Genomic DNA, 12668 nt, shown 5'->3' on the forward strand with positions numbered 1-12668 from the left:
CTGTAAATTACAGGGCATGGTGAGCGGCTTCGCTATGCCCAAAATCTGGAGACAGATTGCGATGGATATTTCAGTTACTGATGCAAAACCCGGACGTCGCCGTTATTTGACGCTGGTGATGATCTTTATTACGGTTGTTATTTGTTATGTTGACCGCGCCAACCTGGCGGTTGCTTCTGCGCATATTCAGGAAGAATTTGGAATTACCAAAGCAGAAATGGGATATGTCTTTTCTGCGTTTGCCTGGCTCTACACACTTTGCCAGATCCCCGGTGGCTGGTTCCTTGATCGGGTAGGGTCGCGTATGACCTATTTTATCGCCATTCTCGGCTGGTCGGTGGCGACCCTGTTTCAGGGATTTGCGACCGGATTGATGTCGCTGATTGGTCTCCGCGCCATTACCGGGATTTTTGAAGCCCCCGCATTCCCAACCAATAACCGCATGGTGACCAGTTGGTTCCCTGAGCGTGAACGAGCTTCAGCTGTTGGTTTCTACACATCGGGACAATTTGTTGGCCTGGCGTTCCTCACACCGCTACTGATCTGGATTCAGGAGATACTGAGCTGGCACTGGGTGTTTATTATCACCGGCGGGATTGGCATCATCTGGTCGTTTATCTGGATTAAGGTATATCAGCCGCCACGCCTGACCAAAAACATCACCAAAGCTGAGTTGGACTACATTCGTGACGGCGGCGGTCTGGTGGATGGTGATGCGCCAGTGAAAAAAGAGGCGCGTCAGCCGCTGACTCTCGCGGACTGGAAACTGGTATTCCATCGTAAACTTGTCGGTGTCTATCTTGGTCAGTTTGCCATTGCATCGACCTTGTGGTTCTTCCTGACGTGGTTCCCGAACTATCTTACTCAGGAAAAAGGGATCACCGCGCTGAAAGCTGGTTTTATGACCACTGTACCGTTTTTGGCAGCGTTTGTTGGCGTCCTGCTCTCTGGTTGGGTGGCTGACCGACTGGTGCGCAAAGGCTACTCTATTGGCTTTTCACGTAAGTTGCCGATCATCTGTGGCTTATTGATCTCCACCTGCATTATGGGCGCTAATTACACGAACGACCCAACCTGGATTATGGTTCTGATGGCTATCGCCTTCTTTGGTAATGGTTTTGCCTCCATCACCTGGTCTCTGGTGTCATCGCTGGCGCCAATGCGTTTGATTGGCCTCACCGGCGGTGTGTTTAACTTTATTGGCGGATTGGGCGGCATTACGGTTCCGCTGGTGGTCGGTTACCTTGCGCAAGGCTACGGTTTCGCCCCTGCGCTGGTCTACATCTCAGTCGTTGCCCTGCTTGGCGCGTTGTCTTACATCCTGTTGGTGGGGGATGTGAAGCGCGTCGGCTAATGTTCTTTAATCAGCCCGTCAGGCGTTACGGCGGGCTCCACCTCCTGACTCAAGGGAATATGTGCCATGCCGCTTTGCATTATCCATTTACGGGTCAGTGCCGATGTTAATGCCCGGCTCTTCAGGATCTTGCCATACAGCTTAATACGCAGTTTGCGGGTCGCCTTGTGATAGGTTTTATTTTTGTCGACCGTTTCCTGCAATAGTACAGATTTGAGGATTTCTGCGCTGTCCAGCGCATAACTAATTCCTTCCAGTGAACTGGCGCTGATAAATCCAGCCGCTTCGCCAATTAAAAATGCGTTGTCCTCACCACAGACGAAGTCTTTCCAGCGTGATGGGAACAGCACCGTACATTTTTCACTTTTCACCGGTTGGCCAAACTGAAAATGGAAAGCTTCCATCTTTTCTTTCAGCGCTTCAAAGCGTGCGTGGCCATCCTTCATTGGGTAGGCACCACCGAAGATAAAAAATCCGTCTTTGCTAATGCTCCAGGAATAGCAATCTGTGGCATCGTTATCAAAAATACACGAATAGAACGGGACAGGGTGTTTTTCCGCAAACCATTGTTGAATAGCAACATATTTACGGATTTGGTGCTGGGGATAGAGATGACGGCGTACCAGCGAATTTGCCCCATCAGCACCCACTAGATAACGTGCGGTGATCTGCTGCTCCCAACCATCGGCGCGAAAGATAACATGCCATTTATCGCCCTCGCGCCAGATTTTCCGACACAGGCTGTCGTGGTACACCTGCACATCGCCAGGAATTAGTGATTTCATCCATAAATCAAAAGCATGGCGATCGATATTGATATAGCTACGCTGGTAATTTCGAGTCAGAGAGGCTGCCACATCGACCGTTTTAACACTGAAAATCTGCGGGTTGGCGATGACATCAACGGGTAAGGTTATCCCGTCGCGGATAAATGAACGTTGGGCGTCAGGAGCCAGTAAACCTCCACAGGGTTTGGTAAAGCCTTCAGTGCCGCACTGGCGTTTTTTATCCAGCGCAATCACGCGCATTTTTCCGTTCAACTGCCGCGCCAGCGCAGCACCCGCCGGGCCTAAACCGATAATCGCCACGTCAAAATGTTCCATCTTTCTGCCCGTAATAAGTGAGATGGGCATACGCTAAAGCCTGAAAGTGAAGTCCTTGTGAAGTATGATTGCTGAAATCGTCTCGTATCAGGGCATCCTATGAAGCAAATCACCTTTATGCCGCGTAATCACCAACTGACCAATATCAATACCTGGACTCCGGACAGCCAGTGGCTGGTTTTTGACGTGCGTCCTTCCGGGGCATCGTTTACCGGTGAGACGATTGAACGCGTCAATATTCACACCGGCGAGGTGGAGGTGATTTATCGTGCGACGCAGGAGGCACACGTCGGCGTGGTGACCGTTCATCCAAAACATGAAAAATATGTGTTCATTCACGGACCTGAAAATCCCGATGAATCATGGCATTACGACTTTCATCATCGTCGTGGTGTCATTGCCACGCGCACAGAGATAGCGAATCTGGATGCGATGGATATCACTGCCCCGTACACGCCTGGCGCGCTGCGCGGCGGCAGTCATGTGCATGTTTTTAGCCCGAACGGTGAGTTTGTCAGCTTCACCTATAACGACCATGTGCTGCGTGAGCGTTCCCCAGCTCTGGATTTACGTAACGTTGGCGTGGCTACACCGTATGGTCCGGTGACGGTCTCCATGCAGCATCCGCGCGAGTATAGCGGGAGTTACTGGTGCGTGCTGGTGAGCCAGACTACGCCCGTGCCGCAGCCGGGCAGTGATGAGATTAACCGCGCCTACGAAGAAGGCTGGGTGGGGAATCATGCGCTGGCGTTTATTGGTGATACCTTGTCGGCAAATGGGGAGAAGATCCCCGAGCTGTTTATTGTCGATTTACCGCAAGATGAAAATGGCTGGAAATATCCAGGGAATGCGCCACTGGAAGGCAGCGAATCGACAATGCCGGCACCGCCGTCAGGCGTCGTTCAGCGTCGTCTGACGTTTACCCACGACCGCGCTTTCCCTGGGCTGGTGAATCAACCACGTCACTGGGTGCGCAGTAATCCAAAGGCGTCAGATATTGCGTTTTTGATGCGTGATGATAGCGGTATTGTGCAGCTATGGCTAATTTCTGTGCAGGGCGGTACACCGCGTCAACTGACCCGCTGTACGACTGATATTCAGTCAGCGTTTAACTGGCATCCGTCGGGTCTATGGCTGGGATTTGTGTTGGAAAACAGAATTGCCTGTTGTAATGCGCGGACGGGAGAGATTGATTTTTTGACGGAGAATCATAAAGCTCAACCGTCCGCAGATGCGATCGTCTTTTCGCCTGACGGGCAACAGGTTGCATGGATGGAAGATGTAGAGGGTTTCCGCCAGCTATGGGTGACAGAAACCGGGCGCTAACTTAAGGGGCAGGCATTTTGGCCGGGGGGATCACGTTGTTTGTGGCTTGCGTGCTTTCCTCGCTTCTTTCTACGCGCGATCTCACCGAGCTATCGGTGCGAAATAAATCCCACGGTAGCAGCAGCGTATCCAGCACGGCGGTAAACGGCATATCAAGAATGGCCAGCGACTTCGTTCCCCAGTTCGTATCGCTTTCGCTTATCATCGTGGCGCTGGCACGCGTACCGGGATACGTCCCCTCTTTGCCTCCGGTGTGCGACATGACACTGGAGCAACCGCTCACGAAAACTATCCCGCTGCACATCATCAGTGTTAACAACATTTTTCTAATCATCATTTATTCATCTGTTAAACATCGGTGTTTGCATGGTGGGTTATAGCGATCCATTGCGAAAAATAACATCACCATTCTGTCGCACTGTGGCGGCTATCGCACTCTAACGATAACAACTGTCCCCCCAGTGTATGCAATAGACAACAAACTGCAAAAAAAGTCAGATGAATACGCTTGAAAAGTTTGTATTAAGACCCATTTTTAGGATGTAGACAAATGAGGGCACGCCTGATGGGTGTCCTGGCTACCTGACCTGTCCATGATGGAAGGTCTAACATTCTCGCTGATTTCAGGAGCTATTGATTATGCGTAACTTTGACTTATCCCCGTTATACCGTTCTGCAATTGGTTTTGATCGCCTGTTTAACCTGCTGGAAAGCAATCAGAGCCAGAGTAATGGCGGCTACCCTCCGTATAACGTTGAGCTGGTAGACGAAAACCATTACCGCATTGCGATTGCCGTTGCGGGCTTTGCTGAAAGTGAGCTGGAAATTACCGCCCAGGACAATTTGCTGGTGGTAAAAGGCGCTCACGCTGACGAGCAAAAAGAACGTACATACCTGTATCAGGGTATTGCTGAGCGCAACTTTGAACGCAAGTTCCAGTTGGCGGAGAACATTCATGTTCGCGGAGCAAACCTGGTGAACGGTCTGCTGTACATCGAGCTTGAGCGCGTGATTCCGGAAGCGAACAAACCGCGCCGCATCGAAATCAACTAATTCAGTGGGCCGCTTCAGGCGGCCCTGCTAAGCAATCAGCTTGCCGTCAGGGAGCTGAAAGGTACTTACTCGCTTCTTAGAAGGAGAATGAATATGCGTAACTACGATTTATCCCCGCTGCTGCGTCAATGGATCGGTTTTGACAAACTGGCCAATGCACTGCAAAACACCGGCGAAAGCCAGAGCTTCCCACCCTATAACATCGAAAAAAGCGATGATAACCACTATCGCATTACGCTTGCGTTAGCCGGTTTCCGTCAGGAAGATTTGGATATTCAGCTGGAAGGTACGCGTCTGACCGTAAAAGGTACGCCTGAGCAGCCGGAAAAAGAGACCAAGTGGCTGCACCAGGGGCTGGTGACTCAATCCTTCAGCCTGAGCTTTACCCTGGCTGAAAATATGGAAGTCTCCGGCGCAAGCTTCACCAATGGTTTGCTGCACATAGATTTAATTCGCAACGAGCCCGAAACGGTCCCTCCGCAGCGGATCGCTATCAGCGAACGTCCCGCATTAAATAGCTAAATAGCTCCATGCCTTTGCCCCGCCAGAAATGACGGGGCTTTTTTGTGCTTTACCACCCATACATTGCGCCTGTACTCTGCGAGAATCCTCTTCATTAATAATGTTATTCACAGGGAACAGAATAATGAGTGATATAGCATTGACGGTCAGCGTTCTGGCGTTGGTGGCGGTTGTCGGGTTGTGGATCGGCAACATTAAAGTTCGGGGCGTTGGTTTTGGCATCGGAGGCGTGCTGTTCGGCGGTATTATTGTCGGGCACTTTGTCGATCAGGCAGGGATGACCCTGAGCGGCGATATGCTGCATTTTATTCAGGAGTTCGGCCTGATTCTCTTCGTGTATACCATCGGTATTCAGGTGGGGCCGGGCTTCTTTGCATCGTTGCGCGTTTCGGGTTTGCGCCTGAATCTGTTCGCCGTGCTGATTGTCATTTTGGGTGGCCTGGTTACCGCTCTGCTACATAAGATTTTTGCCATTCCTCTTCCTGTAGTGCTGGGCATATTCTCCGGTGCGGTGACCAATACCCCAGCGCTGGGCGCAGGGCAGCAAATCCTGCGCGATCTGGGGACGCCAATGGATGTCGTGGATCAGATGGGGATGAGCTACGCCATGGCTTATCCTTTTGGCATTTGCGGTATTTTGCTCACCATGTGGCTGATGCGTCTTATATTCCGCGTCAACGTCGAGGCAGAAGCACAGCAGCATGAGTCAACGCGGACCAACGGGCAGGCGCTGATTCAGACAATGAACATCCGCGTTGAAAACCCGAACCTGAATAATATGGCGATTCAGGACGTCCCCATACTGAACAGCGATAAAATCATCTGCTCCCGCCTGAAGCGGGAAGAAACATTGATGGTGCCGTCGCCGGGAACGATTATCCAGATGGGTGATCTGCTCCATCTGGTCGGGCAGCCTGCGGATCTGCACAATGCGCAGGTGGTGATTGGTCAGGAAGTCGACACCTCGCTGTCGACGCGAGGCACGGATTTGCGCGTCGAGCGTGTAGTGGTGACCAACGAACAGGTACTGGGCAAACGGATCCGTGACCTGCACTTTAAAGAGCGCTATGACGTTGTTATTTCGCGCCTGAACCGCGCGGGCGTAGAGTTGGTTGCCAGCAGCGATGCCAGCCTGCAGTTTGGCGATATCCTCAATCTGGTAGGACGACCCTCATCCATCGATGCCGTCGCGAATGTTGTCGGCAACGCGCAGCAAAAATTGCAACAAGTACAGATGCTGCCGGTATTTATCGGTATCGGGCTTGGGGTTTTACTGGGTTCTATTCCGCTGTTTATACCCGGCTTCCCGGTGGCGTTAAAGCTGGGTCTGGCCGGGGGGCCGTTGATTATGGCGCTGATACTTGGGCGTATTGGCAGCATCGGCAAGTTGTACTGGTTTATGCCGCCGAGCGCTAACCTGGCGCTGCGTGAACTGGGGATTGTGCTCTTTCTCGCGGTGGTTGGCCTGAAATCGGGTGGTGATTTTGTCGATACGCTAACTCAGGGAGATGGTCTGAGCTGGGTGGGCTACGGTATTTTCATCACTGCCGTTCCGCTGATTACCGTCGGTCTACTGGCGCGCCTCCTGACCAAAATGAACTACCTGACGCTGTGTGGAATGCTGGCTGGGTCGATGACCGACCCTCCCGCACTGGCGTTTGCCAATAACCTGCACGCCACCAGTGGCGCGGCGGCACTTTCGTATGCCACAGTTTACCCGCTGGTAATGTTCTTGCGCATTATCACCCCGCAACTGCTAGCGGTGATTTTTTGGGGATTAGGCTAAGGATTGCTTATCCGGTCTGCTCTGTAGGCCGGATAGACGTACATTGCCATCCGGCAAACAAACTTAAACCGGTGAACCACCACTGAGTACAGAAAATACCAAGATAAGTAGAATGATGCCGCATATCAGCCCAATGCCGAAGAGCAGGGCATGAAAGGCGAGCGTACCGCCACCAAAAACCAGAGCACCGCTGATACTCCAGACATTCTCCTTACGCATACCGCCAATAAAGGCGCATACCAGAGCAATCACGGCGAGTGTAATGCCGCCGTTTTTCAGTAAGTTATCTATATTGACTGCATTTTCTTTCGCGGCGACGGGCGGTATCTCTCCTTTCAACCCGGCAAGAATGCCTTTTTTGACGGCGGAGACTTTCTCCGCAACGATGCTTTCAAGTCTGGGAGGTGGGGCGGAAAAGGGACCAAAAGAGAAATGGATAATGCCGAGAATCAACGCAATAGCACCGAAAAGCATTCCCAGTGAGCTACATTTGTTTTGCAATATGATGTCCATCTGATCTCCCTGTGCTGGATAGCGAAAAGAATATCAGCAATACGGCGTTTGTAATTCTGAAAATGAGCAGGGAAGGTCGTTGAGTCGTGACCGTAAAAAGGAGCCCTGATGAAGATTTCCCGCCTCGGAGAAGCGCCGGATTACCGCTTCTCGCTGGCAAATGAGCGTACCTTTCTGGCGTGGATCCGCACCGCGCTGGGGTTTCTGGCCGCTGGAGTGGGCCTTGATCAGCTGGCGCCAGATTTTGCCATGCCCTCATTCGTGAACAGTTGGCGCTATTGCTGTGTCTGTTTGCCGGTGGTCTGGCGATTTATGGCTATCTGCGCTGGCGCTGAAACATAACTGGCATCATGCAGGGTTTTTGTTCTGGATTTCTATTGGGGTGCTGGTGATTGTGGCGATTATTCTCTGGCGCTATACCCGTAGTCGTAACCTGATGGATGTCACGCATAGCGATTTTTCTGAATCTCGCGCGGTGCGTGACAAATTTATGATCTCCCTCGCGGTGTTATCCCTCGCAATACTGTTTGCTGTAACACACATTCGCCAACTTATCGTATATATCGGGGATTTTGCATGACAGGCAGTGAGGACATGGAGGTTAGTGAGGGGAATATTAAAGTGGTAGTGGATCACCAGAAATGTAAGTACCCAATTGATTTGTACCGCAGTTTACAGAAAGAAGGCATTCGTTCTGTGCAGTTTATTCCCTTGGTTGAGCACGATGAAAACGGTTATCTGAAAGCCGAATCTGTTACGTCAGAAGACTGGGGACGGTTTCTAAATACGGTATTTGATATCTGGGTTCGTGAGGATATTACTCGAGTATCCATTCCACTTTTTGATGAAACGTTGAATCGGTGGTGTGGCCGGACGGGACAAACCCGTCGACAGGCGATTTCGCAGATGAACGCGTCCTGCCAGTCATGTCCTATGTTGCAATTCTATCGTGGCGATTGCCCGGCATATTGTGATAATAGCGGTAAGGGCGATCTGTGTGCAGGCTATCAAGCTTTCTTCAACCACACTGCTCCGCATATGCGCGTCATGCGCGACCTGCTGAAACAGCATCGCTCACCGATGGAACTGATGGCGATGCTGCGTTAAGGTCAATGGCGTTTAGCGTCCTTTCGCCAGGTATTGCGCCATTTCGGCTTCCGGCACCATGCCGCCGCCGGTAGCCCAAACCAGATGGGTGGCGTTATTAAGCTGTTCCGCGCTAAATCCGTGCATCTGCTGATAGTCAACGGAACCACAAACGTGCTGAGGACCAGCCATACCCGCCAGCGCCGATGGCTCCAGGCGAATCCCTTCTTCCTGCGCCAGCCAGCCCAGCATGTCGTACATCGTCTGGTCATCAAGGGTGTACAGACCATCAAGCAGCCGCTCCATCGCCCGGCCAACAAATCCCGATGCACGACCGACCGCCAGCCCATCTGCCGCCGTCATGTTGTCGATACCAATGTCCTGCACGGAAATCGTATCGTGCAACCCGGTGTAAATCCCCAGCAGCATACACGGTGAGTGGGTCGGTTCTGCGAAGAAGCAGTGCACGTTGTCGCCAAACGCCAGCTTCAGGCCAAACGCCACGCCGCCAGGGCCGCCGCCGACACCGCACGGCAGATAGACAAACAGCGGATGGTCGGCATCCACCATGCGCCCCTGCTGCGCGAATTGCGCTTTCAGACGTTGCCCGGCGACCGCATAACCTAAAAACAGCGTGCGGGAATTTTCATCGTCGATAAAGAAGCAGTTCGGATCAGACTCGGCTGCCTTGCGACCCTGTTCAACCGCCACACCGTAATCTTCTTCGTACTCCACCACCGTGACGCCGTGGCTGCGCAGTTTAGCTTTTTTCCATGCGCGGGCATCAGCAGACATATGCACCGTTACCTTAAAACCAATGCGGGCGCTCATTATGCCGATCGACATTCCGAGGTTGCCGGTCGAGCCGACCGCGATGCTGTACTGACTGAAAAACTGTTTGAACTCAGGCGAAAGCAGAATGCTGTAATCGTCTTCCGTGGTCAGCAGGCCGGCTGCCAGCGCCAGTTTTTCGGCGTGGGTCAACACTTCATAAATGCCGCCACGGGCTTTAATTGAGCCGGAAATTGGCAGATGGCTGTCTTTCTTCAGCAGTATTTCACCGCTGATATGCTGCCCATACTCTTTTTCCAGTCGTTTCTGCATGGCAGGAATCGCAGCCAGCTCAGATTCGATAATCCCACCGGTGGCTGCGGTTTCCGGGAATGCTTTCGCCAGATACGGTGCAAAGCGCGCCAGCCGGGCGTGGGCATCCTGAACATCGTGCTCTGTCAGACCAACATAGGGTAAACCTTCCGCAAGAGAGGTGGTGCCCGGGTTAAACCAGGTTGTTTCTTTGAGTGCGACCAGGTCCTCCACTAAAGGATACTGGGCGATAAGTTTTTGCATGTTTTCCATAGTACGTCTCTTTGCGCTTAGATGATAAAGGAAAGCAGGAATGTGCACGCTAGTGCAATCACCGACGCGATAAAAGTCGCGGTCGTATAGTATTTAAACGTCTCATTCAGGGTAGCGCCGCAGTACTGCTTCACCAGCCAGAAGAGGGAATCTGTGACGATCGTGCAGCCGATTGCGCCGGAACCGATAGCAATGGCGATGATCTCCGGGCTGACATTGGGATAAAGCGGCAGCATCGGCGCCACAATCGCCGTTGCGCCCATCATGGCTACCGTGGCAGAACCCACTGCAGCGTGCAGAATCAGTGCCACCAGCCAGGCCAGTAAAATCGGATGCATATGCATGTTGGAGAGGATCAGCGCCAGGGTATCCGCCAGCCCGCTGCTCTTTAGAATAGCGTTGAACGCGCCGCCCGCACCGATAATCAGCAGGATGTTGGCAATGGACCCAAAGCCATTTTCAGTATGGGTCAACAGTGCGCCCATGCCGATATGCTGGCGCAGACCTAGAATGTAGTAGGCAACAAACACGGCGATAAACATGGCGGTGATTGGGTTGCCGATAAACTCCAGCAGCGTATACACTGTGCCGCCTTTCGCCATGTTCAGCTCAGCGACGGTTTTTACCAGCATCAGGCCAATGGGCAGCAGTACGGTAAACAGGGTAGCGCCCAGCGACGGCAACGTGCTTTCGTCGCGTACCTTAAGGTCCGAAAACTCAGCCGGTACCGGTTTAAATGGCAGACGGTTGCCGAGGAATTTCAGGTACAGCGGCCCGCCGATCAGCGATGCCATCAGACCAACAAGTAAACCGTAAACGATCACGGTGCCAATATCCGCGCCCAGCTTATTCGCCACGAACAGGGCCGCCGGATGCGGTGGGACAACACAGTGCACGGCCATCAACGCTGTACATAGTGGGATCGCCAGCTTCAGCAGTGAAGTATTGGTTTTTTTGGCGATAGAAAACGCCAGCGGAATCAACAGTACCACGCCAACTTCAACAAATAGCGTGATCCCGCAAATCAGACCGACCAGCACCATAATGACGTCGGCGGAAAGCCAGCGGCAGCGCTGTAGCGTCAGGCCGATACGTTCTGCCGCGCCGGACACTTCCATCATTTTGCCGAGAATGGTCCCCAGACCGATAACTGCGGCGAGGAAGCCCAGCGTACCGCCGATGCCACTCTCAATGGCATTGACCATATCCAGCGGCCCCATGCCCATCATCGTCCCTACGAAGAAGCTGGCTAACAGCAGTGCCAGAAACGGGTGGAATTTGAACTTCACGATAGTCAAAACGATCAACACGATGCTTATCAACAGCGTGCTCACAACCCAGATTTGAGAGTGCATATCTCACCTTGCCCTGTGATTAACCTGACTTTATGCCTGGGTCTATTGGACAAAATTAAGGCACATGCTGACAAACGATAAAAATCCCCTTTCACATGAATCAGATTGAATCAAATGGGTGATTTACGTCTAATAATGACTTAATAATGCGATATGGTTCACTTTGAATCATCTTTGTGCTGATTTTTACAGCAGTTTTTTTTACACTCCAGCGAAATATTCAGGATGACAGAGGTGAGTGTGGATCCCCTACGCGAGGTCAGAAATCGGCTGCTCAATGGCTGGCAGCTCTCAAAGCTCTATACTTTTGAAGTGGCGGCCAGGCATCAGTCGTTTGCGCTAGCGGCAGACGAGCTGTCGTTAAGCCCCAGCGCCGTAAGTCACCGTATTAATCAACTGGAAGAGGAGCTGGGCATTCAGCTGTTTGTCCGCTCACATCGCAAGGTGGAACTCACCCATGAAGGTAAACGGGTGTTCTGGGCGCTGAAATCATCGCTGGATACGCTCAATCAGGAAATTCTCGACATCAAAAACCAGGAGCTGTCCGGGACGCTAACCGTGTATTCGCGGCCCTCCATTGCCCAGTGTTGGCTGGTGCCGGCTCTCGGTGACTTTACCCGCCGTTACCCGTCGATTTCGCTGACCATGCTGACCGGGAATGACAACGTCAATATGCAACGTGCTGGGATCGACCTGGCCATCTATTTTGACGATGCGCCATCTGCGCAACTCACGCATCATTTCCTGATGGACGAAGCGATCCTGCCGGTATGCAGCCCGGATTATGCTCGTCGCTATGACCTTACCGGTACGCTGGTGAACTTGTCACACTGCACGCTACTGCATGACAGGCAGGCGTGGAGTAATGATTCAGGTACGGATGAATGGCACAGCTGGGCGCGGCATTATGGGGTGAATTTGCCGACATCGTCTGGCATTGGCTTCGATCGTTCTGATTTAGCGGTGATTGCGGCTATGAACCATATCGGCGTGGCAATGGGGCGAAAGAGGCTGGTGCAAAAACGTCTCGACAGCGGAGAACTGGTGGCTCCTTTTGGCGATATGGCACTGAAATGTCATCAGCACTATTACATCACCACGCTGCCCGGCAGACAGTGGCCGAAAATCGAGGCGTTTATTGGCTGGCTGCAGGAGCAGGTAAAATAATCGTGGCGAGCATCGAATATTTTTACGTTTTCTCTCTACACCCGGCG

Annotated in this window: 13 protein-coding genes, 1 pseudogene and 1 other annotated feature; of the genes and pseudogenes, 9 read left to right on the forward strand and 5 right to left on the reverse strand. The window is 52.3% G+C overall.

Going from position 1 to position 12668, the window contains the following annotated elements:
• Positions 1-16: 16 nt before the first annotated feature.
• Complete coding sequence (locus E4Z61_RS17165; RefSeq protein ID WP_167817563.1) at positions 17-1354, forward strand: MFS transporter; 1338 nt, start codon at positions 17-19, stop codon at positions 1352-1354.
• Here E4Z61_RS17165 and cbrA read toward each other — a convergent pair.
• Positions 1351-2457 carry a colicin M resistance lipid reductase CbrA gene (gene cbrA, locus E4Z61_RS17170; RefSeq protein ID WP_135323802.1) on the reverse strand — a complete coding sequence of 369 codons (1107 nt, stop codon included), beginning with the start codon at positions 2455-2457 and terminating at the stop codon, positions 1351-1353. The two genes, E4Z61_RS17165 and cbrA, sit on opposite strands and share 4 nt — an antisense overlap.
• 99 nt (positions 2458-2556) lie before the next feature.
• Between cbrA and E4Z61_RS17175 the strand changes: the two genes are divergently transcribed.
• Positions 2557-3783 carry a YidR family protein gene (locus E4Z61_RS17175; RefSeq protein WP_135323803.1) on the forward strand — a complete coding sequence of 409 codons (1227 nt, stop codon included), beginning with the start codon at positions 2557-2559 and terminating at the stop codon, positions 3781-3783.
• Position 3784: 1 nt separating this feature from the next.
• Here E4Z61_RS17175 and E4Z61_RS17180 read toward each other — a convergent pair whose 3' ends face one another.
• On the reverse strand, positions 3785-4117 hold the full coding sequence (locus E4Z61_RS17180) for a YceK/YidQ family lipoprotein (RefSeq protein ID WP_135324957.1): 333 nt from the start codon (positions 4115-4117) through the stop codon (positions 3785-3787).
• 239 nt (positions 4118-4356) lie between these two features.
• Positions 4357-4429: a sequence feature (ROSE (Repression Of Heat Shock gene Expression) occurs in the 5'-region of heat shock genes and acts as an RNA thermometer to modulate expression.), on the forward strand.
• Here E4Z61_RS17180 and ibpA point away from each other — a divergent pair.
• The 3 genes from ibpA to E4Z61_RS17195 all read left to right on the forward strand — a co-directional run bounded on the left by ibpA (position 4423) and on the right by E4Z61_RS17195 (position 7144).
• The gene (gene ibpA, locus E4Z61_RS17185) at positions 4423-4836 is read left to right on the forward strand and encodes a small heat shock chaperone IbpA (protein WP_045448945.1); all 414 of its coding nucleotides are present in this window, start codon (positions 4423-4425) and stop codon (positions 4834-4836) included. It overlaps the preceding feature by 7 nt.
• A 93-nt stretch (positions 4837-4929) precedes the next feature.
• Positions 4930-5358, forward strand: coding sequence for a small heat shock chaperone IbpB (gene ibpB / locus E4Z61_RS17190; RefSeq protein WP_135323804.1), 429 nt, complete (start codon positions 4930-4932; stop codon positions 5356-5358).
• 124 nt (positions 5359-5482) lie between these two features.
• Positions 5483-7144, forward strand: a complete 1662-nt coding sequence (locus E4Z61_RS17195; protein ID WP_135323805.1) for a putative transporter — start codon at positions 5483-5485, stop codon at positions 7142-7144.
• Positions 7145-7207: 63 nt separating this feature from the next.
• On the opposite strand, the gene E4Z61_RS17200 is transcribed toward E4Z61_RS17195, so the two are convergent.
• Positions 7208-7657 carry a hypothetical protein gene (locus tag E4Z61_RS17200; RefSeq protein WP_135323806.1) on the reverse strand — a complete coding sequence of 150 codons (450 nt, stop codon included), beginning with the start codon at positions 7655-7657 and terminating at the stop codon, positions 7208-7210.
• A gap of 108 nt (positions 7658-7765) precedes the next feature.
• Here E4Z61_RS17200 and E4Z61_RS17205 point away from each other — a divergent pair, with 108 nt between their 5' ends.
• The 3 genes and pseudogenes from E4Z61_RS17205 to E4Z61_RS17215 all read left to right on the forward strand — a co-directional run bounded on the left by E4Z61_RS17205 (position 7766) and on the right by E4Z61_RS17215 (position 8764).
• On the forward strand, positions 7766-7999 hold the full coding sequence (locus tag E4Z61_RS17205) for a YidH family protein (protein WP_332600534.1): 234 nt from the start codon (positions 7766-7768) through the stop codon (positions 7997-7999).
• Positions 7974-8237, forward strand: a pseudogene (locus E4Z61_RS17210) (DUF202 domain-containing protein); the annotation flags it as partial. The gene E4Z61_RS17205 and the pseudogene E4Z61_RS17210, both read left to right, overlap by 26 nt.
• Complete coding sequence (locus E4Z61_RS17215; protein ID WP_135323807.1) at positions 8234-8764, forward strand: radical SAM protein; 531 nt, start codon at positions 8234-8236, stop codon at positions 8762-8764. The pseudogene E4Z61_RS17210 and the gene E4Z61_RS17215, both read left to right, overlap by 4 nt.
• Positions 8765-8776: 12 nt before the next feature.
• Here the strand turns inward: E4Z61_RS17215 and dsdA are convergent, their stop codons facing one another.
• Positions 8777-10099 (reverse strand): D-serine ammonia-lyase, encoded by a 1323-nt coding sequence (dsdA, locus tag E4Z61_RS17220; protein WP_135323808.1) that lies wholly within the window; start codon positions 10097-10099, stop codon positions 8777-8779.
• 17 nt (positions 10100-10116) lie between these two features.
• A complete protein-coding gene (gene dsdX, locus E4Z61_RS17225) occupies positions 10117-11454 on the reverse strand; it encodes a D-serine transporter DsdX (RefSeq protein WP_135323809.1) in 1338 nt (445 codons plus the stop codon).
• A gap of 240 nt (positions 11455-11694) precedes the next feature.
• Here dsdX and dsdC point away from each other — a divergent pair, with 240 nt between their 5' ends.
• Positions 11695-12621, forward strand: coding sequence for a DNA-binding transcriptional regulator DsdC (gene dsdC / locus E4Z61_RS17230; protein ID WP_135324958.1), 927 nt, complete (start codon positions 11695-11697; stop codon positions 12619-12621).
• Positions 12622-12668 lie beyond the last annotated feature (47 nt).

The sequence above is a fragment of the Citrobacter tructae genome (assembly GCF_004684345.1).
Taxonomy (GTDB): Bacteria; Pseudomonadota; Gammaproteobacteria; order Enterobacterales; family Enterobacteriaceae; genus Citrobacter; species Citrobacter tructae.